Raw genomic sequence first — 19,196 nt, 5'->3', positions numbered from 1 at the left:
CCGCTAAGCCCCGATAGCGATCAAATTTCGCGGCGTAACGAAATGGCGCGATGTGCCATGAGCGGGCACGGAGGAGTGGTTCAATTTCAACGAACAGGGCGTGCCGGGTTTGCTGCACACGACTCATTCTTCCAGCGTTCCGAGATTGCGGAAACCGTCGAGAACCGTCGCATCGTAAAGTTTTAGAAACTCTGGATCTGGCGACCATTCACGGCTGTTGTCCTTCAACCTCTTGATCGTCGGCGGCGTCCCATTCCGTGCGGTATACCACTCGCGAAAGATTTCATATTGGGCTTTCGCAGCTTCGCGGTTGCCAGCCTTTACCAATGCAACGGCAAGGCCCCCGCTGGTCTCAGGATCGGCAAGCAGTGCCAGGGCTTGCTGATACTTTGCGGCCGCTTCATTCCAGCGCCCTAACAGCAGGTAGGAACTGCCCCAATCGCGAAGAGGAACGCGATAGCCCGGGATTTTGCCCGCTGTTCGAATGAAATGTTCATCGAAAACAGGCAGTGCTTTCTCCGGCATACCCGACAGAATGTAATTCGCCGCCAGCAAGTAGAGCGCGTTGACGTTGTTTGGATTGATCGACAACGCTCGTTCGAGTTCCTGTCTCGCATCGTCAAACTTGCGATCGTAGACGTAGAGCGAAGCTCGGACTCGGTGTGCGTCTGACGAAGCGGCCGTGGTGCTGGATGCACTTTGAAGGAGTTCAAGAATTTCCGCTCTCGTCGCGGTCACCTGATCGGGACTGGGTCGCGAAGCGCCAGCGAGACTGCGGCTGTTCGACAGGTTTTCTGCGAGAACGCCGGCAAGGCCGATTTCTGCATCCGCATTGTCGGGCTCGAGCGCAAGCGCTTTTCGATAATAGTCCCGCGCTTGCCTGCGCGGGTTGATATTCAGCCGGCGTTCATCGATCAGGGCCGCCTGGGCGCGCAACATCATGTCGAACGCATCCGGATTGCTGTGCTTCTGGGCCTGTCGGACACCGACATTGACGAAAGCAAAGCGAAGCGACGTCGAGATGCGCGCGGTGATCTGATCCTGCAGGCTGAAGATATTGGCGTTGTCGCCGTCGAAGCGGTCGGCCCAAAGCTGCTCACCGGTCTCGGCGTCGATCAGCCGCGCATTGATCCGGACCTGATTGCCGGTGCGAAGCACTGAGCCAAGCAGCAGATAGCGGACATTCAATTCGCGTCCGACCTGTCTAGTGTCGATCTTCTGGCCTTTGTATGTGAGCGACGATCCGCTCGCGATCACGAGCAAATTCGCGATGTTGACAGAGAGGTCGGTGGTCAGGTTTTCGACGATGCCATTGCCGAAATAATCCTGGCTGGCGTCACCGCTGAGATTGTCAAACGGCATGACCGCGATCGACAGCCGCGGCGCAGAAGTCGATCCCGGTTTTGATTGTGATGTCACTGAAGGCCTATGCCCCAGCAACTCGCCGACAGTCTTGTAAGTCAACAAGTATCCGGTCAGTCCGCTCAGCACAGCGCCGACGGCGGCAACCGCTGCAATCGCACCCGCCGCTCGCTTTACAATTGGACGCCAGTCAGGAACGGATGGTCGCAAGTGCGCCAACAGCTTCTTTTGCCGCCCGCCTTTTGAAACAGCCGCGTCCTCCAGCGTGTTGGGCTCGTCGGCGCTCAAGTTTGTTCACCGCGAACTGAGTTTCAAAATGTGGGCTAAAGAATGCAGCTACGAGCCCCAGGTTGCAAGGCGAAAACGGTCGGTTTGCGCGACGTGGCCATCGCCCGGAACGCGCCTTGCCGCTTGAACATCATCACCGTCCGCACCCAGGAGCGCGACTCAAGTGCCTCCGCCAAACAGACAGGATCGGGAGCAGGTCCAAGGTTCGCATCGGATCATTAGCGCCCGGAACGAGTCAGCAGCAAGTCGGGCCATGTCCGCTAAGCCCCGCTAGCGACCAAATTTCGCGGCGTAACGAAACGGCGCGATGTGCCAATCGGCGACATCGCACGTTCGGTTTGAGACGATAGCAAACTGAGGCAGCAATGATGACGGAACTAAAAGCTTGATGCGGCGCGGCTAAAGAGATGCACCACCTCGTTGTTGCCGAAAGGTCACCGCATCGAAAATAGCACGCTTGGGTTTACCCGCATCAATCAAGTCGATTGAGCAGAAGTGCTCCTCGCAATATGTTTCGGATTGTGGCCTACCTTCAGGAGGCGACAGTGCAGAAAACTTTGCTTGCGGGCATCGCTGCCGCAGGATTGTTGAGCGCGTCTGCTCTTGCATCGGATCTGCCTACCAAAGCCGCGGTGTACAAAGCACCGATCGCAGCGCCACCCTATAATTGGTCAGGGCTTTATGTGGGTGCCAACTTCGGCGGGGGGTGGTCCAACGGCAGCCTGAACATTCCTGGCAACAATCTGTATGGCGGCCTCACCGAATTCATTGGCGGCGTGCAGGCGGGCTATAACTTCCAGGCCGGTCACTTTCTGTTTGGTGTCGAAGGTGACTTCGATGGCGCCAGCTTTAGCCATCCGGTTCTTTCTAATCCGACATTAGGCTTTGTGGACCAGCACTGGATCGGCACCGTGGCGGGCCGCGTCGGCCTCGTGAATGATCAATGGCTCGTATTCGCCAAGCTGGGCGGTGGCTGGGTGCACAGCGACGCTACTTTGAACCTCCCTGGCGCAGTTTGGAACGGGTCCGGCACCGGCAGCGGCTGGTTGGCTGGCGCTGGCATCGAATACGGCTTCAAGCCGCATTGGACAGTCAAACTCGAATACGATTATCTCGGGCTATCAAACTGGAATTCTCCCACGATCCCTTCGGTGGCCTTGAACCGCGACCTTCAAATGGTCAAAGCCGGGATCAACTACAAATTCGAAAGTGGCGTTTCCGCTACGGCCGAGCCGTCGGGCACGAGTGGGTCTGCTGAGCCTTCAGAAGATCTACAGAAGGCATCGCAAAACCCGATCGCGGACCTGGTCAGCGTGCCGTTCCAGAGCAACACCAATTTCAATACGGGGCCATTCGATCGTACCCAGGAAGTATTCAACATTCAGCCCGTCGTGCCGATGCACTTAAACGATGACTGGAATCTGATTTCACGTACCATCATTCCGTTGATCAGCCAGCCGAGCCCGCTGTTCGACAGCAATACCAATGGCGTCGGCGACATTACCCAATCGTTGTTCTTTTCCCCTGCGCACCCCGGTGCGCTGATCTGGGGCGCAGGTCCAGTCTTCACTGTTCCGTCCGCGAATGATCCTTTTCTCGGGACCGGCAAATTCCTGTTCGGCCCCACGGCCGTCTTCTTAGTGACACCAGGACATTGGGTGGTCGGCGTGCTGCTGAACAATCAGTGGTCGGTCGGTGGCAACCCACTGACACCAGCCGTGAACTCATTCCTCGCGCAGCCATTTCTCAACTACAACATGGCACACGGCTGGTACTTGACCACGTCACCGATCATCACTTCGAACTGGCTCGCCGCATCGGGTCAGCAATGGACCGTACCGATCGGAGGTGGCTTCGGTCGCGTGTTTAAAGTGGGTGACCAACCCGTCAACGCTCAGATTGCCGGCTATTACAACGCCATACGTCCGACCGGCACATCTGCCTGGCAATTGCGGGCTACTCTCGCTCTTCTGTTCCCAGTCAAATAATCGTGGCGGCCTAGCGCCCGCCGCCGAGACTTGTGCCTCGATGTCCGGAAAGGGGGGGCATTAGCGCCCGGAACGAGTCAGCAGCAAGTCGAGCCATGTCCGCTAAGCCCCGATAGCGATCAAATTTCGCGGCGTAACGAAATGGCGCGATGTGCCAGAGGCGGAAGGATCGCTACTAAAGCCGAAACCAGGGGATTGTGAGATAAGCGCATGCGATCATCGCCATTGGGGGAACGACCCCCACACACCATGCCCAGACCCAGGACAGGCGAGCCGGCAGAAGCGCGGCAACCAGGCCGACGACGAGCGCGCCGACCGCAGCGGAAGCAGTCCATCCGTACCAGTACATCTCGGGCGCAAGGAAATCCAAGACGGGATCGGCAACATCCCGAGAACGATGCAAGCCGAGAAGGACGATGCCTTGCGCGGGATAAACGGTAAACAGCGCGAGCCCGCGAGCGTGTGCAATTGTGTAGAAGAGCGCGAAAGCCGCCCCATAAGCAAAAACGAACCGGCGAAACGTCGAACGGGACATTACGATCCGAAGCCTCCGATATCGTTCATGACGTGACCAACGAGGAAGGCCCACCAGACGGTAAACGCAAGGAGTAAAGTCAGGGCAATGCGTATCTGATAGCTGCGACCATCAATTGGCTGATGCCAGCAGGACCAGTACGCGGGCAACACACCCAGGCCGATGGCGGTGAAATCCTCCTTGAGATCAAAGAAACCCAGCGCGTGCCAATGGTGATCGCGTTCCAAGTTTGGCTGAACATCGACCTTGAAATACAGGTAAACGGCCGCGCCGAGCAGCCAGGAGATCACATATAGAACGACGATGGCATTGGTGAAATCCGCACCTCGCACCGCGCGAAACCGGCCGAAGAACGAATACGGCTTGGCCTTGGGCGGCACGCATGTTGCCAATGTCTGATGCGTGATCGCACCAAGCAGGGCCACCGTGACCAAGCCGTGCAGAATGAGAAGTATTGTCGCCATCGGCCACCGACCGGCGCTCTATGAGAACAGTGCCTCGGATGCGAACGGCTCGGCCGAGCCGGGCCGGTAACGTGTCAGGTTGAATTTTGTCTTTTCGCCCGGTGCGACATCGACCAAGACGTAGTTGTATTCTTCCTGCGGCGGCTTGCCCTTCCAATAGAGGTCCGGTGGATAGTTGCTCGGCACCTTGATGCTGGTGCGGCCGGGAAGGATTGGGTCTTGCTCCGCCCCACCGCCACCGAGAACCAGGTATTTCACGCCATCGACGTCGTACATCTCGGTCGTATGCACATGTCCGTTGAAGACGACGAGCTCCAGGTCCTTGGCGTAGGCCGCGATAGTCTTGTGGGGATTGTCAGCCTCCGGGATGGGGCCAAGGCCGGCCCGGCAGAAGACCGGATAGTGGAACGTAATGAACGCTTTTTTAATTCCCTTGGCTTTGGCGTCGTCCAGCCACTCTTGCAATTGCACCATCTGCTGGGCGTATTTTGGACGGTCCGCGTCCCAGAGCGACGGTGAGCGATAGTCGTATTTCCCACTCCACAAGAAGACAAATCTTACGTCCCGGAAGTCGAATTTGTAGATCAACCGCTCCGGTGTCACGCCGAAGTTCGTTAGATAAGGCACCGCATTAAGCGTTCCTTCAATCTTTGGGTCACCCCACACTTCGTGATTGCCGACTGACATGAACCACCGTCCTTCGAGCCCTGCGGCGCGCATCTCGTCGTCCGGCGCCGGCAGTTGCTTGAGCATGGTGTCGTTGACGCGTTTCCAGTATGGGCTATCGCTGACTGAGCGACCCTGATTGCCCCACCAGACGACGTCGCCGCTGTTGATTACGAATTTGGCGCGGCCGGCCTGCACATGCTGCACGATTTCGCGAGAGACCCAATCGCCGCCCTGCAGTTGAAACATTTCCCGATGAACTCCGGGAAGCAGTTTGACGTCTTCGACGGTTGCGCGGGTTACCCAACCCTGATCCACCGACAACGTCATGACCTCGCTCCGCGACATGAACGGCATGACCACTTGCTTAAGCTCATTTGTGGCGGGGTCGAAGATCATTTTCACATCGCGCTTCACCACCGCCTCCGCGACCTTTTCCGGCATAACCAGGCCGAACATTTCAACGAATAGCCCGGCGAGGTCGGTACGGCCTTCCTTGACTGGCAGGTACATCATGGGTCGCGAGTCACCGCAGACCGCAAAAGAAAATCCGGAATTTGTCTGTTGCGCTGCCGCGTTCTTGACCGCCAGAAGCGAGGACAGCACGGGAAGCATCGCGAGGCCCGAGAGCACGGCTCTCCTATTCAATTCACCGCTTTGATGCGCCGATCGCAAGTTGCCAGAGACAGGGTACCCACTCATCTGACTCCTCCATCCTTTTCGCGAGAAAGTTCGCGCAATCAAGTATACGCGGACTGTGTTCGTGAGATATGCGATTTCGGCAGATTAAGGGTCTTTAGATGCTGTTGCCCCGGATCACTACTTGCACCCGCGATGTCCGAGTTGGAGTCATTGGCGCCCGGAACGAGTCAGCAGCAAGTCGGGTCATGTCCGCTAAGCCCTGATAGCGATCAAATTTCGCGGCGTAACGAAATGGCACGATGTGGCAAAAGGCGACCTTACGGCGTTGACCTCATTGATCTGGGCTTGAGACAGCATTAGCTTCAAAGGCTCGCTAAAGGGGCAGAACATGACGAAACCCGAAGTGATAGGTTCAAGTAAATCCACTTACACTCGCGTAGTACGGATGGTCTGCGAGGAAAAAGGCATTGAGTACACGCTAACGGAAACCGCGATATTCGCTCCAGAGCTATTTACGGTTCATCCGCTCGGTAAAATGCCCGCTCTGCGCCACGGTGATGTGTGTCTATTCGAATCCAAGGCAATCGCAACGTATCTCGACCGGGTATTCGTCGGGCCGGAGATATTTCCTTCGGCACCTCTTCCGGCGTCGCTAACGGAACAGTGGGTTTCGTTCACCAACACAGCTGTGGATCGTACCTTCATCCGTACGTACTTGTATGAGTACATCGCTGCACGGCGCGATAAGCGGAAACCAGATCGCAACGTGATCGACTCAGTTCTGCCAGACTTACATCGGCAGATCACGATTTTGGACACAGCCGTCAAAGCCACCGGCTTTCTCGTCGCTGACCGCTTCACTTTTGCAGATATCAACCTGATGCCAATATTGCACCGGCTAGCACAAGCACCGGAAGGTAACGACGCGTTAGCGCGCGCCGTACATCTTTCGAAGTATTATGAGCAGCATGCGCAACGAAATAGCTTTCAGCGCACAAGTCCTCCTGAAGGTCCGCCGAGCCGCACGAAGTGATAGGGCCCCGAACTCAGACCGTCGAGCTTGAGAAGGTTGGAGTCCGATTTGGGGTCATTGGCGCCCGGAACGAGTCAGCAGCAAGTCGGGTCATGTTCGCTAAGCCCGATAGCGATCAAATTTCGCGGCGTAGCGAAATGGCGCGATGTGCCAATAGGCGACATCGTTCCGTCACCTCGTCGGCGCGCGGGATCCGGCGTGCACACTTTATTCCTGACCGATGTGGGCGCCTTTCTCAGCCACTGAGCGTTTCATCAGCAGCACCGTGAGTACCGGCACCAGCGTCACCACGGCCAACAACCAAAAGACATCGAAATAAGCAAGTGACGACGCCTGCTGCTGCCGCAAGTTCTCGAGCGTCTGCCAGGCCAGTTGCTGCGATGCAGACGGATCGCCGGTCTGCTGCAGGAAAATTGCCCCGGCTTGATGGAGGAAGGAAACGACATTAGCGTTGAAGGAATCGAGGGACTCGCCTAGCCGCAGGATGTGAAATTGATCACGGCGCTCCTGAATGGTCTGCGCCATCGAGGTGCCCACACTGCCTCCCTCGTTGCGCAGCAGACTTAGCAGGCCAACGGCCGCTCCACGCAGCAACGGTGGGGTATAGAGATAGGCCGCTACATTCGCAGGCGCAAAGCACATCGAGAGTCCAACAACCAGCATCACCCGAGGCCAGACGACCTGGCCCGGGCTGATGTCGAGGTTCATTTGCGACATCCAATAGTTTGCGAACGCCATGACCAGCAGGCCGCCGGCGATCAACCACCGGGCATCAACCCCTCGGCCAAGTGCCAGGCCGACAAACGGCATTGCCACGAGCGCACCGAACCCAGCCGGCGACATGACAAAACCCGCGCTGAGAGCATCATAGCCGAACAGAGATTGAAGCAGGGCTGGCAACGATGTGCTGGCGGCGTAGAGGACGGCGAAAGCGCAAAAGATGATGACGCAGCATGCAGCGAAATTTCGCTCCCGCAGGGGGCGGAAATTGACCACGGGGCTGGGGTGGCGTAACTCCCAGACGATCAGCGCGATCAGACCCACAACGAAAAAAATCGCCAGCGTCTGCACACGCCAGAATGGATCGCTTAGCCAGTCCCACTCCTGTCCCTTACTCAGGATCACTTCCCAGGAGACCATGACGATCACCAGGAGTGACAGGCCGAGCGAGTCAAAGCGCAACGGCTGCTTCCTCAACTCGCTGCGCTGCTTCGTGAGATAGTCGGGATCCCGCAGCAGAGCATAACAGCCAGCAAGCGCCAGGAGACCAACGGGGACGTTGACGTAGAACACCCATCGCCACGAATAGCTGTCCGTGATCCAGCCGCCGAGGGTCGGACCGACGACCGGCGCCAAAAGAGCGGCCAGACCGAACAGCGTCATCGCAATGCCTTGCTTCTCCACCGGAAAGGCGTCCAGCAGCACGCTTTGACTGGAAGGCTGCAGGCCGCCGCCCGCCAGACCTTGCAAGACGCGAAACACAATCAGCTGACCGAGACTTGTGGCCATCCCGCAAAGTCCGGACGCGAGGGTAAAGACGGCTATCGACAGCAGGAAGTAGTTGCGGCGCCCGAGATGTGCCGACAGCCAGCCAGAGATCGGCAGGATGATCGCATTGGCGGCGAGGTAGCTGGTGATGACCCATTCCCCGTCGCTGACCGTGGCCGAAAGGCCGCCGGCAATGTATCGCAGCGCGACCAAAGCAATGGTGGTGTCGAGTACCTCCATGAAGGTCGGTATGATGACGATCGCGGCCACAAGCCACGGGTTGACGTCCGCCCGGGATCTGGAGGGCGAAAGTGTCAACTCGGTCATTTGTCGACACCCGGCGGGCTCGCAGCCGAACCGGCGGCCGGCGATTGCTGCTCGAAGCCTTGAAGAAACGTCCCGGCATTGGGCCCACTCAGCGGCTTATTGAGATAGACGTAGGGGACAACCGATGTGCCGATGAACAGCGGTTTCTTGTCCGGGTCGTAACCCTCAAGCTCGATCCGGACCGGCAGCCGCTGGACGATTTTGATGTAGTTGCCCGTGGCATTCTGCGGCGGCAGCAATGCGAGCGTCGATCCGGTCCCCATGGTAAAGCCGCTGATCCGGCCGCCGAATACCTGTTTGTCGCCGTACATGTCGACATACAGATCGACAGCCTGACCGATGCGCAAGTCGCGCAGCTGTGTCTCCTTGAAGTTGGCATCGACCCAGATCTCGCTGAGCGAGCGGATCGCCATCAAGCTCTGCCCGACCTGAACATCATTGCCGGGATTGACATTTCGGCGCGTGACGACGCCGTCGATCTCCGCGACAACGTCACAATAGCGAAGGTCGAGTTCAGCCACAGCGAGGTCGCGCTTGGTGGCTTCGAGTTTGGCCTCGGCTTGCTTGACCGTCGGCGCTTCCGCCGCCAGCCGATCGAACGTGCGGTCGACGGGACCGAGCTTTTCGAACTCTTCGAGCATCTGCTTCGGGGACTGGTTGTAGGAATGGACAACGCCCAGCTCAGCCGCGGCCTGAATCAGCTCCGCCTGCGCCTGCAGGATCGAAGAAAAGGTCTGATCGAGATCGGGCGGTACCTGGTCGAGATCCGCGCTGTCTTCGGGTTGCGTCTGCAGGCCCAACGAGACTCGGATCTGGTTCGCATCCGCCAATGCCTGGACGACACCGGCCCGGGCAATCGACAACGCCGCCTGACGTTGATCATAGAGCTCGCGGCTTGCCGTCTCCGACACGACCAGCTGCGACGTCCGGTCGAACTCCTGCTGCGCGAGTACAAGTGTGGCCTTTGCCTTCTTGAGCGCGGCGACCCGCGCATGCAGCAGGGCTGTCTGGTTTTCGACATTCTCCACGGCTTCTTGCAATTGCCAGCGGTGGCTCCAGGCCTGTGCTTCGGTGCCGCGCACCGCGGCCCTGGCTGCCTCTAGATCCGCCTGTGCGGTGTCGACGGCCGCCTTCTTCACGGCGACTGCGTCCCGAAATGGTTCTTTGTCCAATTCAACAAGAAGATCTCCCTTGTGGACGCGATTGTTGTCATCCACCAGAACCCGGGAGATCTGACCGTGGACGCGGGAGGCGACAAACGTCACATGGCCGTTCACGAAGGCGTCGTCGGTCGAAGCCGTGCTGAGCACGAACCGGATCCAGGGAATGCCGTACACCGCGGCCGCAATGCCCACAGCGCCGAGCACACCGATCAGCAACATGCGCCGCCGTGTGAACCGTTGACTCGGTGGTGGGACGGCCTTCGAAGCAGAATCTGGCGGCGGTAATTTGTCGTCACGATCGACCGCAGCATCCGCTTTGGCTATCGCGGGCGCGTCGACTGAACTTGACTCGCTTCTATGCTCGGACATCTCGGGAGGCATTGGATAGCGCTCCTAACGATTGTCTCTCAATGCAATCTGGTCGCCTTGGTCGCCGACACTGATCTCTCGCCATCGCTCGGGGTCAAAAGCGCGGCTTTGACCGGCGGCCGGTGCCCTCCGGTCTACCCAGCCTACCACGTATTCAACCTATCGGAATTGGCCACGCCCAATTTTTACTTGAGACACTCTTGGGACACTGGGGTCAAATGCGAACGGTATCCGTTCTGCACATGGGGGCAGATCGGGTAACGCCAGAAGCTCGCATCAATCCGCGTTTGGTTGCGCCGCTAACGGGTCGCCGCCCCAGTCAAAGCTCGGTATGACTCAGGTCACGCTGGTGCGGACCGCACGCAGCCGCTGCATCGCCCAATCCAGTCCCGCGACGATGGCAAAGCCGGCGCAGGCTGTGAGCGCATCGACGACGAAATCCTCAAACCTTGCGTGCCTTCCCGGCGCCCAGAGTTGCAGGAGTTCGAGCACGCCGATCATGACCACAGCAATAATCGACGTCAGCAGCCGGTTTTGCTTATAGGCCAGGCCAAACGCGAGACCGATCAGAATGAACGCGAGTGCGTGTTCGCCATCCTGGCCGAGATCGGAGTGCGGTCGCAGCCGCGCCGGCCCCAACGTGGCAAAGGTGACGGCGGCGGCGAGCAGCCAGGCGAATGTCCTGAGGATGATTGTCATCATGTCGGGATATCACGATTCAGTGGCCAACTGTCACCCTCACGTGAACTTGCGATCCCGTGTAGTTAACGGCTCCAGACTGCCGCTCACATCGGCTGCCGAACCCCGACGCCGAGCATGAAGCGTTCCCTGATCTGCACGGGATCGCGCCGGGTTGTTCCGGTTCCCGGCTTGTCGTCGATGCGCACCCCGATCAGGGTCGGTCCCGACGCCGACAAGGATTGATCGACCAGACGCTCGAAATCCTCTTCATCGGCCGCCCAGGTGCTGTTGGTGAGGCCGCAGCCGACAGCAATGGCAATAATGTCCGACACCGCGGCGGCAGGGGTCGGTTGCGCACCGGTGATTTGGTAAATGCCGTTATCCATAACGACCATGCAGAGGTTCCGTGGCGACAGCGTCGCGATCGTGGATAGACAACCCAGTTGCATCAGCAGCGAGCCGTCGCCTTCGAGCGCGAAGACGCGGCGCTGCGGCTGCGCCAGCGCGACGCCGAGTGCAATCGGGAAGGCAAGGCCCATGCTGCCCAGCATGTAGAAATTCTGCGGGCGATGGCCGGCGGCCCACAAGTCGAAATTGGTATTGCCGATGCCGCCGATCACGGCCTCCTCGTTCTTCAGCCTCGCGACCAGGCGCGAGGTGAGATCGAACCGGTTCATGATCTTGGTGTTGCGGGCAGGGGTGTTGGTTTGCTTGTTCATCGGATTGCTCACTTCTCGACTTTTCCGCCGGTCAGAAGCGGCGACAGGATCAATGCCACCGGCGCCTGCGTCGTGATGGCCTGCTTGATCGATCGATCGGCGATGAACTCGAGTTCATCGAGGCGCGTGATGGTGTGATGCTCCATGGCGAGCGAGTCGAGCACCGGCCGCATGGTACGGCAGACCAGCGACTGCCCGTAATTGAATTCGCCAAGCGTGCCGCGCTCGGACACGAACATGATCAGCGGAATTTGATAGGGGATCGCCAGCGAGGCCAGCACATTGGCAAGCGTCGCGAAGCCGGACGTCTGCATCAATACCGCGCTGCGCATGCCGCCCATCCACGCGCCGGAAACGATGCCGACCGCTTCTTCCTCGCGCGCGGTGGGGAACGTCGTGAAGAACGGATCGGCGTGAATATTCTTGATCAGGGCTGTCAAGACGCGATCGGGAACGTAGGGCACAAGCCTGATGTCGTTCCGCTTCAGCGTCTGCAACACCACCTCGTGCCAGGTCTTTCCGGTCTTTTCCTGCAAGGCCTGGACCGTTGTTTCTGCCTCGGCAGCCGCCATCGCATTCTCCCTGTACTTCGCGACGATGTTTGTTTCGCAACATTACCGCCAGCGGTCCTGTCGAGGCGCCGAACTTGACGCGATCTTCGGGATTGTCAACATGTCTCGATCGTTGCCGTGATCTGCGCCTCGGGACGATGCTCAGGCCGCGGCTGCGTGCCATAAGAGAAGTAACGAGAATATCGGGAGGGATGCCGTGGCCAGCTGGTTTCGGATATTAGTCGCGGCGGTGGCCCTGCTTGCCGCGGGCCCGGCTACATCAGCGGAGCCGGCGTTCCCGACCAGACCCGTGCATATTTTCGTGCCCTATCCCGCCGGTGGCGCCGTCGACATCCTGGCGCGCACCTTGGGTGACGCCGTTTCCCGAACCTGGGGCCAGTCCGTCGTCGTTGAAAACCGGCCGGGCGCGGGCGGCGTGATTGCTTCGCAGGCGCTGGCGACATCGCCGCCTGACGGCTACACGCTGATGGTGGTCGCCAGCGGCCACCCCACCAATGCGTTCCTGTACGCAAAACTTCCCTACGACACCTTCAAGGACTTCACGCCGATTTCGTTGTTGGCCTCGTCACCCAATATCCTGCTGGTGCGCAAGGACTCTCCGTTCAAGACGCTTGGTGATGTGATCGCGGAGGCGAAGGCGAAGCCGGGCTCGCTGTCGTTCGGACACGCGGGCAACGGGACCTCGACGCATCTCGCCGGCGAGTTGCTCAAGGGCCTCGCCAAGATCGACATCACCCCGATTCCCTACAAAGGCGGCGCGCCGGCGATCAACGATCTGCTCGCCGGGCAAATTCCGCTGTCCTTTAACAACGGACCGGAATCGGTGGGACAGTTGGAAGCCGGCACCGTCCGAGCGCTTGCCGTCACCAGCGCTTCGCGGGCGTCATTTCTGCCCAATGTGCCCAGCATGGCCGAGACCGTGCCGGGCTATGACACCGAGGTGTGGTGGGGGCTGCTCGCTCCGGGCAACATGCCCCCGGAACTGGTCGCAAAACTTTCGCACGACTTCGTTGCGGCTTTGAACACGGAACCTGTGAAGGAGCGGCTGTCCAAGCTCGGCGCCATGCCGATCGGCAGCACGCCGCAGCAGTTCGACGCCAGGATCCACGCCGACTACGAAAAATGGGGGCCGATCATCAAGGCCGCCGGCATAAAGGCCGAATGATGCCGACGATTCCAGCCTGCCTGCCGCCGCTTGACGTTACCAGTCCCAAAGTGCCGCCGTCGCCGAACGCGTGCGATACGCATGCCCATGTGTTTGGTCCGGCCGATCAATTCCCTTACGCCGCCGATCGCAGTTACACGCCGCCGGATGCGCCGCTCGCAAAATATCTCGGGATGCTCGACACGATCGGATTTGCGCGCGGGGTGCTGGTGCAGGGCAGTGCACACGGCCACGACAATTCCGCCATGCTCGATGCGCTCGAACGCCAGCCGGCGCGGCTGCGCGGTGTCGCGGTCGCCGACGCTGACGTCTCGCCGGCCGATCTGCGCAGCTGGAATCGTCTCGGCGTCAGGGGATTGCGCTTCAATCATTTCTTCCGTGACGGGCAATTGCATTATCGCGGCGGCGTGCCGTTGAGCGCGGCGCAGGTGCTGGCGCCTGTGATGGCGGAGCTCGGATGGCATCTTCAACTCTGGATCGATGTGAAGGATTTGCCCGAGACGATTCCGGTTTTGAAATCGCTCGGTCTGCCGGTCGTGATCGATCACATGGGCCGCACCGATGCCCGCGCTGGCACCGCGACCGCGGGTTTCCAAAGTCTGTTGCGCGCCGTCGGTGATGGCTGGTGCTGGGCCAAAGTATCGGGCGCCCATCGGCTCAGCCGCGCTGCGCCCGACTATCCCGATGCCCGGCCGTTCCATGAGGCGCTGGTCCGCGCCAATCCGGAGCGGCTGGTATGGGGAGGCGACTGGCCGCATCCCCGCGTCGAGGGCGAGATGCCGAACGCCACGCATCTGTTTGAACTGTTTCAGCAGTGGACGCCGGACACGGCGACGCAGCACCGCATTCTCGTCACCAATCCCGCCCGGCTCTATGGATTTCCGAACTGAAGGTCTGCTCGACAATGTCCGTCAACAACAAGCGCGTGTTCTACGTCAAATACCTCGCCCATCAAATCTATGCCGATATCCTGCGGGCGCGCCCCGACGTGCGCCTCGACCGGCTCGAGAATGAAAGCCCGGACGAGACAGCCGCGCCGATCCTGGCGTCCGCGCATGTCTATCAAATTGGTGCGGCACGCGACGAACTGGCGCCGCACTTTCACGCCGGCCGGGATTTGCTGCGGCGTGCGCCGAACCTCTTGATCGTGTCCAGCAATGGCGCCGGCTTTGATCCTGTCGATGTCGAGGCCTGCACGGAAGCCGGCGTGGTCGTCGTCAACCAGTCGGGCGGCAACGCCAATTCCGTGGCCGAACACGCGCTCGGAATGCTGCTCACACTGTCGAAGCGCATTCTCGAGGCCGATCGCGCGCTGCGGCGTGACCCGAATGTGAATCGTAATTCGTTGATGGGCACCGAGGCGCAAGGCAAGACCATCGGCATCGTCGGGCTCGGCAATGTCGGCCGCCGCGTTGCCGAACTCTGCAAGGGCCTGCTGCGGATGAACGTGCTGGCCTACGATCCCTATCTTTCGGCAACCGAGATGGCGGCCCGCGGCGGCGAGAAGGTCGAATTGGACGAGCTGCTGCGCCGTTCCGATTACGTGTCGATCTCCTGTCCGCTGACAAAGGATAATCGCAACATGATCGGCGCGCGCCAATTCGCGCTGATGCAAAAGCACGCCTATTTCATCACGACGGCGAGGGGCTTTATCCACGACGAGGCGGCACTGGCGGACGCCCTGCGCAACAAGCAGATCGCGGGCGCAGGCCTCGACGTCTGGGCCAAGGAACCGCCGCCGCCGGACCATCCGCTGCTGCAGTTCGACAATGTGCTGGCAAGCCCTCACACCGCCGGTGTGACCAAGGAGGCGCGGGAAAACATGGGCAGGATCGCAGCCGAACAGGTGCTCGATGCGCTCGACGGCAAGCGCCCGCCGCGCATCATCAACCCCGAAGTATGGCCGAGCTACGTCAAGCGTTTCGAGAAGGCTTTCGGATACGCGCCGGCCTAACGGGGAGAAAATTTCGGCTGTCGCCGGCCCGGGATCACAAACATGACTTTGGCAGAAGCATGTGGATTCCCTTGTTGCCATCCACGAGCTGAGTGACCCGCAAATTTCCCGCGAGTGAACACAGCATATAGGCTTCATTGCGGGTGAGATTGGTGCGCGCGCAAACGTGCTTCACCATCTCCCGGACGGCCTGCTTCGCGGCGTCGTCGAGATCTTCGTCGAGGCCGATCGACATCAGATGCGTGGCGCTTTCGGCAAATGGCCAATGCAGCTCCATGTCCTTGCGCACGGTGAGACGAAAGCTGCCGGTGACGCCGGTTTCCAGCGCCGTGATGCATACTTCGCCGTCGCCCTGCACCGCGTGGCCGTCCCCCGCAAAGAACAACGCGCCTTCATTGAACACCGGCAGATAGAGCGTGGTCCCGGCACGCAATTCCTTGTTGTCCATGTTGCCGCCGAAGGCGCGCGGAACCGGTGAGCCGCAGCGGCCCCAACTCGGCGGCGGAGCGGTTGCGATGATGCCAAAGAAAGGATCGAGCGGGATTTCCGTACCCCACGGCATCGTGCAGACGTTGCGTTGACGATCAATGGCCGGGTGAATGGTTTCGTAGTCGGTGAACTCGTCGGGCAGGGTGCCGAGCAAAGGCAGAATGGATACGAAACCCCAGTCCTGCCGCACCTTCACGTCGAGAATGTCGATTTGCAACGCGTCTCCGACACGCGCGCCCCTCACATAGACCGGTCCGGTGATGAAATGCGGGCCCGGTCCGGGCGGAAGTGTCTCGAGCGCAGTCATGTAATCCGCGGGCACGATGCTGAGGTCGTCGGGCAGCGTTTCCTTTCCACCGGCCGGGAAGCTGTGAAGGGTGACGATGTCGCCCGAACTCACTTCAAGGACGGGCGGGGTCGAACTATCGAGGTATCCCCATACCATAACCTCAGGGGTGCTCGGGATTTCATAACGGCGTGGCATGGCAGTGCTCCAGAATTGAACGAAGCAAATCAGCTCCCGATATCGCGGGCAAGATGCATGGTCCGCCGCGGTGAGGCGGCAGCTTCCTGAATTTCTAGAGGGCCGGTCATATTCGGGCTATGATCGCGCCAAGGCGGCTCGGTCTTCAGCCGATCACCTGGTCTCGGACGTTTTAAAAGGGGCATCCGATGCGGCGTTCCCGATTCACCGAAAACGAGATTCTGCATCTGCTTTACGAAGCCAGCGCCGGCGTATCCGTCGCCGAGATTTGCAGCACCGCCGGGGTATCGCTTCGAACATTTTACCGCTGGCGCCGTCGTTTTGGCGGTCTCAACGCGCCCGCTGTCGTGAAGATGAAGGAACTGGCGGCGGAGAACATGCGACTGCGCGGTTTGGTCAGCAACCTGTTCGAACGTTTGCGGGATCCTGGCCGGAGCGACTCTCCGCCGCCGCCGGTGACGCCAACGGTCACGTCGCCCGGCCGCGACGAGGAGCGCAAGCAAAAGCAGGCAAGCCGGATCGCGGCCGAAAAATGCGGTGGTGCTCTCACCGGCCGCTTCGCGTCGCTGCGGGTCAATCCCTGATGACACCATCGACGGTGCAACCCGATCGCTTCAATCAAGGTGTGCAAACGTCGGGCGTCTTTCGCGTGATATGACGACGCTTCTTTGGGCGGCCATAATGTCAAAAACGACATAACGCCATTTGGCGTGGCGATAGATTGTTCATCGCGACGCTTCTTGAAGCACGCAAATTGCAAATCGCATTCACCGGCTTGGAATTTTGTCACAGCTTGTGACGCAATGACGCGCGCTGCCTTGCGCCGGGCAATTGCTGTCGCTTCTTTTAACTTGCTGCTCGTTCGATTGGCGGACTAATCTTTGCGCATCCATTGCCGGATATTTCGCGAGGAGTTCAGAATCATGACCGATCGTCTCCGCCATTCCTTCACCCCGACGAACAATTCATTCAGTCGCCGCCGCTTCCTGACAACGTCGGCGGCTGTCGCAGGCGGCGTCGGTGCTTCATCGCTGATCGGCTGGAGTGGCGCAGGCGCGGCGACCTTGAAGACCGTTCGTTTTAGCGAAGCGGTCCATAACCTTGGCTACATCAATCTGTATGTCGGCATGCATGGCGGCATCTTCAAAAAGAACGGGCTCGACATGCAGGTGAGCGCCGCCGGCGGCGACACCCAGACATTCGCGGCCGTGCTTGGCGGATCGGCGGATTTCGCGATCGGTGATGCAACGATGGCGCAAATCTCGCGCGAGAATGGCGGCCCCGGTGTCGTCGTCGGAACCGTGGTGCAGCGCGCTCACTATTTTGGCGTCTCGAAGACGCTTCAGCCGATTACCGATCCCAAAGACTTCAAGGGGCTGAAGATCGTCACTTCGCCCGAGCCGAACACCAATTATAGCGTCGCGAAGCGGCTGCTCGAAAAGGCCGGCCTTAAAGTGGGCGTCGATGCCACCATTGTCCCGGTGAATCCCGGCACGGAGATCGCCGCCATGCTCGCGGGCCAGGCGGATATCGCCATTGCCTATCAGCCGAGCGTCGCCGCGGCCGAAGCGCAGGGCGCCAAGGTTGTGTTCGATTTCTCAAGCTATATCGGCCCGTTCTGCAACACCGGCATTATGGTGCTGCCCTCCACGATTCAGAAAGATCCCGAGATGGTGCAGGCGCTCGTCACTTCGTTCGAAGAGGCGTCGCGCAAGACCTATGCCGATCCCGCTTTCTCCAAGGAAGTCGCGCGCCAGGAGTTTCCGGATTTGCCGGGTGAGGTGGTCGACAAAGCCATCGATGCGGAGCTCAAATATCTCATTCCGGCGCAGTCCGTCGTCACCAAGCAGGATCAGTGGAAGAACCTGATGGACATGCAGGTCTATCTTGGCAATGCCAAAGGCACCGTTCCGTTCGATCAGATCATTGACAACTCGTTCGCCGAAAAGGCGGTCGCTAGCCTCAAATGACCGGAGTTGACGTCAGTCAAAACGCTGGGAATGCCGAGACCGCGATCAGTGTCGCTCCAGTGCCGCCGCTGGTCGTGGAGCACGTTGCCAAGAGCTATGAGGTCGGCGGGCGTATCGTTCCGGTTATTGGAAACCTCAGCCTGACGCTCCGGGAGGGGGAGATCGTCAGCATTGTCGGCCCATCGGGCTGCGGAAAGACGACACTGCTCAACACCCTGTGCGGGCTGCTGACGCCGGATTCCGGGCGAATCCGCTGGCATGGCCGCGAGGTATCCGGCCAGCCGCAGAATGTCGGCTATATGCTTCAGAAGGATCTGCTGCTGCCATGGCGGACGGCCCTCGGCAACGCCATGCTGGGGCTTGAAATTCGCGGTGTCGCCGCGGGCGAAGCTGAGGATCGCGGTCGCGCCATGCTGGACCAGCTTGGACTCCATGGCTTCGCCGACCACTATCCTTCGACACTCTCGGGTGGAATGCGTCAGCGGGTAGCGCTGGCTCGCACCCTGGTCAACGAGCCCGACGTTTTGCTGCTGGATGAGCCCTTTGCCTCACTGGACTTCCAAAGCAAGCTCCTGATCGAGAACGATACGGCGGCGCTGGTGCGGCGAAGCAAGCGGTCGCTGCTGCTGATCACCCACGATATCGAAGAGGCCGTGTCGCTTGCCGATCGCGTCATCGTGCTGTCGAAGCGGCCGACCTACGTCAAGGCCGCCTATGATATCGAACTGGGCGAAGAGCGGACCGATATGATGGCCATGCGCCAAAGCCAGGGATTCAGTCAGTATGTTCGGCGCATCTGGGCCGATCTCGACGTGGTCTTGCAATGACATCGGATGT

Annotated in this window: 18 protein-coding genes; 8 read left to right on the top strand and 10 right to left on the bottom strand. The window is 59.8% G+C overall.

Features of this window, described 5'->3' with window-relative positions; translation table 11 throughout:
• Window positions 1-123 precede the first annotated feature (123 nt).
• Window positions 124-1,464, bottom strand: a complete 1,341-nt coding sequence (locus BLV09_RS11900) for a FlgO family outer membrane protein (RefSeq protein ID WP_146687431.1) — start codon at window positions 1,462-1,464, stop codon at window positions 124-126.
• 731 nt (window positions 1,465-2,195) lie between these two features.
• Here BLV09_RS11900 and BLV09_RS11895 point away from each other — a divergent pair.
• Complete coding sequence (locus BLV09_RS11895) at window positions 2,196-3,638, top strand: outer membrane protein (protein ID WP_244549053.1); 1,443 nt, start codon at window positions 2,196-2,198, stop codon at window positions 3,636-3,638.
• A 175-nt stretch (window positions 3,639-3,813) separates the two neighbouring features.
• Here the strand turns inward: BLV09_RS11895 and BLV09_RS11890 are convergent, their stop codons facing one another.
• From BLV09_RS11890 to BLV09_RS11880, 3 genes are read right to left on the bottom strand one after another with little or no spacing between them, the layout of a single operon-like run.
• On the bottom strand, window positions 3,814-4,173 hold the full coding sequence (locus tag BLV09_RS11890) for a hypothetical protein (RefSeq protein WP_100380853.1): 360 nt from the start codon (window positions 4,171-4,173) through the stop codon (window positions 3,814-3,816).
• On the bottom strand, window positions 4,173-4,598 hold the full coding sequence (locus tag BLV09_RS11885) for a hypothetical protein (protein WP_146687429.1): 426 nt from the start codon (window positions 4,596-4,598) through the stop codon (window positions 4,173-4,175). The genes BLV09_RS11890 and BLV09_RS11885 overlap by 1 nt, the downstream gene beginning before the upstream one ends.
• 57 nt (window positions 4,599-4,655) lie before the next feature.
• Entirely contained in the window at window positions 4,656-6,047 is a 1,392-nt protein-coding gene (locus BLV09_RS11880) for a metallophosphoesterase family protein (RefSeq protein ID WP_244549052.1), read from the bottom strand.
• 286 nt (window positions 6,048-6,333) lie between these two features.
• Here BLV09_RS11880 and BLV09_RS11875 point away from each other — a divergent pair, with 286 nt between their 5' ends.
• Complete coding sequence (locus BLV09_RS11875; protein WP_100380855.1) at window positions 6,334-6,978, top strand: glutathione S-transferase family protein; 645 nt, start codon at window positions 6,334-6,336, stop codon at window positions 6,976-6,978.
• Window positions 6,979-7,185: 207 nt separating this feature from the next.
• Here BLV09_RS11875 and BLV09_RS11870 read toward each other — a convergent pair whose 3' ends face one another.
• The 5 genes from BLV09_RS11870 to BLV09_RS11850 form a co-directional block, all read right to left on the bottom strand.
• Window positions 7,186-8,793 (bottom strand): DHA2 family efflux MFS transporter permease subunit, encoded by a 1,608-nt coding sequence (locus tag BLV09_RS11870; RefSeq protein WP_146687428.1) that lies wholly within the window; start codon window positions 8,791-8,793, stop codon window positions 7,186-7,188.
• Window positions 8,790-10,175, bottom strand: coding sequence for an HlyD family secretion protein (locus tag BLV09_RS11865; RefSeq protein ID WP_146687427.1), 1,386 nt, complete (start codon window positions 10,173-10,175; stop codon window positions 8,790-8,792). The genes BLV09_RS11870 and BLV09_RS11865 overlap by 4 nt, the downstream gene beginning before the upstream one ends.
• A gap of 486 nt (window positions 10,176-10,661) precedes the next feature.
• On the bottom strand, window positions 10,662-11,024 hold the full coding sequence (locus BLV09_RS11860; protein WP_146691082.1) for a VanZ family protein: 363 nt from the start codon (window positions 11,022-11,024) through the stop codon (window positions 10,662-10,664).
• A gap of 86 nt (window positions 11,025-11,110) precedes the next feature.
• Window positions 11,111-11,725 carry a thiamine pyrophosphate-dependent enzyme gene (locus BLV09_RS11855; RefSeq protein WP_146687426.1) on the bottom strand — a complete coding sequence of 205 codons (615 nt, stop codon included), beginning with the start codon at window positions 11,723-11,725 and terminating at the stop codon, window positions 11,111-11,113.
• A gap of 8 nt (window positions 11,726-11,733) precedes the next feature.
• Window positions 11,734-12,297, bottom strand: a complete 564-nt coding sequence (locus BLV09_RS11850) for a thiamine pyrophosphate-binding protein (RefSeq protein WP_146687425.1) — start codon at window positions 12,295-12,297, stop codon at window positions 11,734-11,736.
• Between the two features lie 196 nt (window positions 12,298-12,493).
• Between BLV09_RS11850 and BLV09_RS11845 the strand changes: the two genes are divergently transcribed.
• Genes BLV09_RS11845 through BLV09_RS11835 form a run of 3 tightly spaced genes read left to right on the top strand, consistent with a single transcriptional unit; the run spans window position 12,494 to window position 15,416 of the window.
• Complete coding sequence (locus BLV09_RS11845) at window positions 12,494-13,462, top strand: Bug family tripartite tricarboxylate transporter substrate binding protein (RefSeq protein ID WP_146687424.1); 969 nt, start codon at window positions 12,494-12,496, stop codon at window positions 13,460-13,462.
• Window positions 13,462-14,352: an amidohydrolase family protein gene (locus tag BLV09_RS11840; protein WP_197685043.1), complete on the top strand. Its 891-nt coding sequence runs from the start codon at window positions 13,462-13,464 to the stop codon at window positions 14,350-14,352. Before BLV09_RS11845 ends, BLV09_RS11840 begins: the two co-directional genes overlap by 1 nt.
• A 14-nt stretch (window positions 14,353-14,366) precedes the next feature.
• A complete protein-coding gene (locus BLV09_RS11835; RefSeq protein ID WP_146687422.1) occupies window positions 14,367-15,416 on the top strand; it encodes a hydroxyacid dehydrogenase in 1,050 nt (349 codons plus the stop codon).
• 34 nt (window positions 15,417-15,450) lie between these two features.
• Here BLV09_RS11835 and BLV09_RS11830 read toward each other — a convergent pair whose 3' ends face one another.
• The gene (locus tag BLV09_RS11830) at window positions 15,451-16,389 is read right to left on the bottom strand and encodes an acetamidase/formamidase family protein (protein ID WP_100380863.1); all 939 of its coding nucleotides are present in this window, start codon (window positions 16,387-16,389) and stop codon (window positions 15,451-15,453) included.
• Between the two features lie 188 nt (window positions 16,390-16,577).
• On the opposite strand from BLV09_RS11830, the gene BLV09_RS11825 reads away from it, so the two are divergent.
• The 3 genes from BLV09_RS11825 to BLV09_RS11815 all read left to right on the top strand — a co-directional run bounded on the left by BLV09_RS11825 (window position 16,578) and on the right by BLV09_RS11815 (window position 19,186).
• A complete protein-coding gene (locus BLV09_RS11825; RefSeq protein WP_146687421.1) occupies window positions 16,578-16,973 on the top strand; it encodes a transposase in 396 nt (131 codons plus the stop codon).
• A 339-nt stretch (window positions 16,974-17,312) separates the two neighbouring features.
• Window positions 17,313-18,359 (top strand): ABC transporter substrate-binding protein, encoded by a 1,047-nt coding sequence (locus tag BLV09_RS11820; RefSeq protein ID WP_146687420.1) that lies wholly within the window; start codon window positions 17,313-17,315, stop codon window positions 18,357-18,359.
• Complete coding sequence (locus BLV09_RS11815) at window positions 18,356-19,186, top strand: ABC transporter ATP-binding protein (protein ID WP_146687419.1); 831 nt, start codon at window positions 18,356-18,358, stop codon at window positions 19,184-19,186. The genes BLV09_RS11820 and BLV09_RS11815 overlap by 4 nt, the downstream gene beginning before the upstream one ends.
• Window positions 19,187-19,196 lie beyond the last annotated feature (10 nt).

It is taken from the genome of Bradyrhizobium canariense (assembly GCF_900105125.1).
In the GTDB taxonomy this organism is placed as follows: Bacteria; Pseudomonadota; Alphaproteobacteria; order Rhizobiales; family Xanthobacteraceae; genus Bradyrhizobium; species Bradyrhizobium canariense_A.
Note: the sequence above shows the minus strand (reverse complement) of the source record. Positions and strands in the feature narration are given on the sequence as shown.

What these genes read in the sequence shown, in the direction of transcription:
- BLV09_RS11855 (WP_146687426.1), bottom strand. Translation starts at nt 11,725, where the DNA reads ATGAACAAGCAAACCAACACCCCTGCCCGCAACACCAAGATCATGAAC.
- BLV09_RS11815 (WP_146687419.1), top strand. Translation starts at nt 18,356, where the DNA reads ATGACCGGAGTTGACGTCAGTCAAAACGCTGGGAATGCCGAGACCGCG.
- BLV09_RS11875 (WP_100380855.1), top strand. Translation starts at nt 6,334, where the DNA reads ATGACGAAACCCGAAGTGATAGGTTCAAGTAAATCCACTTACACTCGC.
- BLV09_RS11830 (WP_100380863.1), bottom strand. Translation starts at nt 16,389, where the DNA reads ATGCCACGCCGTTATGAAATCCCGAGCACCCCTGAGGTTATGGTATGG.
- BLV09_RS11860 (WP_146691082.1), bottom strand. Translation starts at nt 11,024, where the DNA reads ATGACAATCATCCTCAGGACATTCGCCTGGCTGCTCGCCGCCGCCGTC.
- BLV09_RS11825 (WP_146687421.1), top strand. Translation starts at nt 16,578, where the DNA reads ATGCGGCGTTCCCGATTCACCGAAAACGAGATTCTGCATCTGCTTTAC.
- BLV09_RS11865 (WP_146687427.1), bottom strand. Translation starts at nt 10,175, where the DNA reads ATGTTGCTGATCGGTGTGCTCGGCGCTGTGGGCATTGCGGCCGCGGTG.
- BLV09_RS11835 (WP_146687422.1), top strand. Translation starts at nt 14,367, where the DNA reads ATGTCCGTCAACAACAAGCGCGTGTTCTACGTCAAATACCTCGCCCAT.
- BLV09_RS11890 (WP_100380853.1), bottom strand. Translation starts at nt 4,173, where the DNA reads ATGTCCCGTTCGACGTTTCGCCGGTTCGTTTTTGCTTATGGGGCGGCT.
- BLV09_RS11870 (WP_146687428.1), bottom strand. Translation starts at nt 8,793, where the DNA reads ATGACCGAGTTGACACTTTCGCCCTCCAGATCCCGGGCGGACGTCAAC.
- BLV09_RS11840 (WP_197685043.1), top strand. Translation starts at nt 13,462, where the DNA reads ATGCCGACGATTCCAGCCTGCCTGCCGCCGCTTGACGTTACCAGTCCC.
- BLV09_RS11850 (WP_146687425.1), bottom strand. Translation starts at nt 12,297, where the DNA reads ATGGCGGCTGCCGAGGCAGAAACAACGGTCCAGGCCTTGCAGGAAAAG.
- BLV09_RS11820 (WP_146687420.1), top strand. Translation starts at nt 17,313, where the DNA reads ATGACCGATCGTCTCCGCCATTCCTTCACCCCGACGAACAATTCATTC.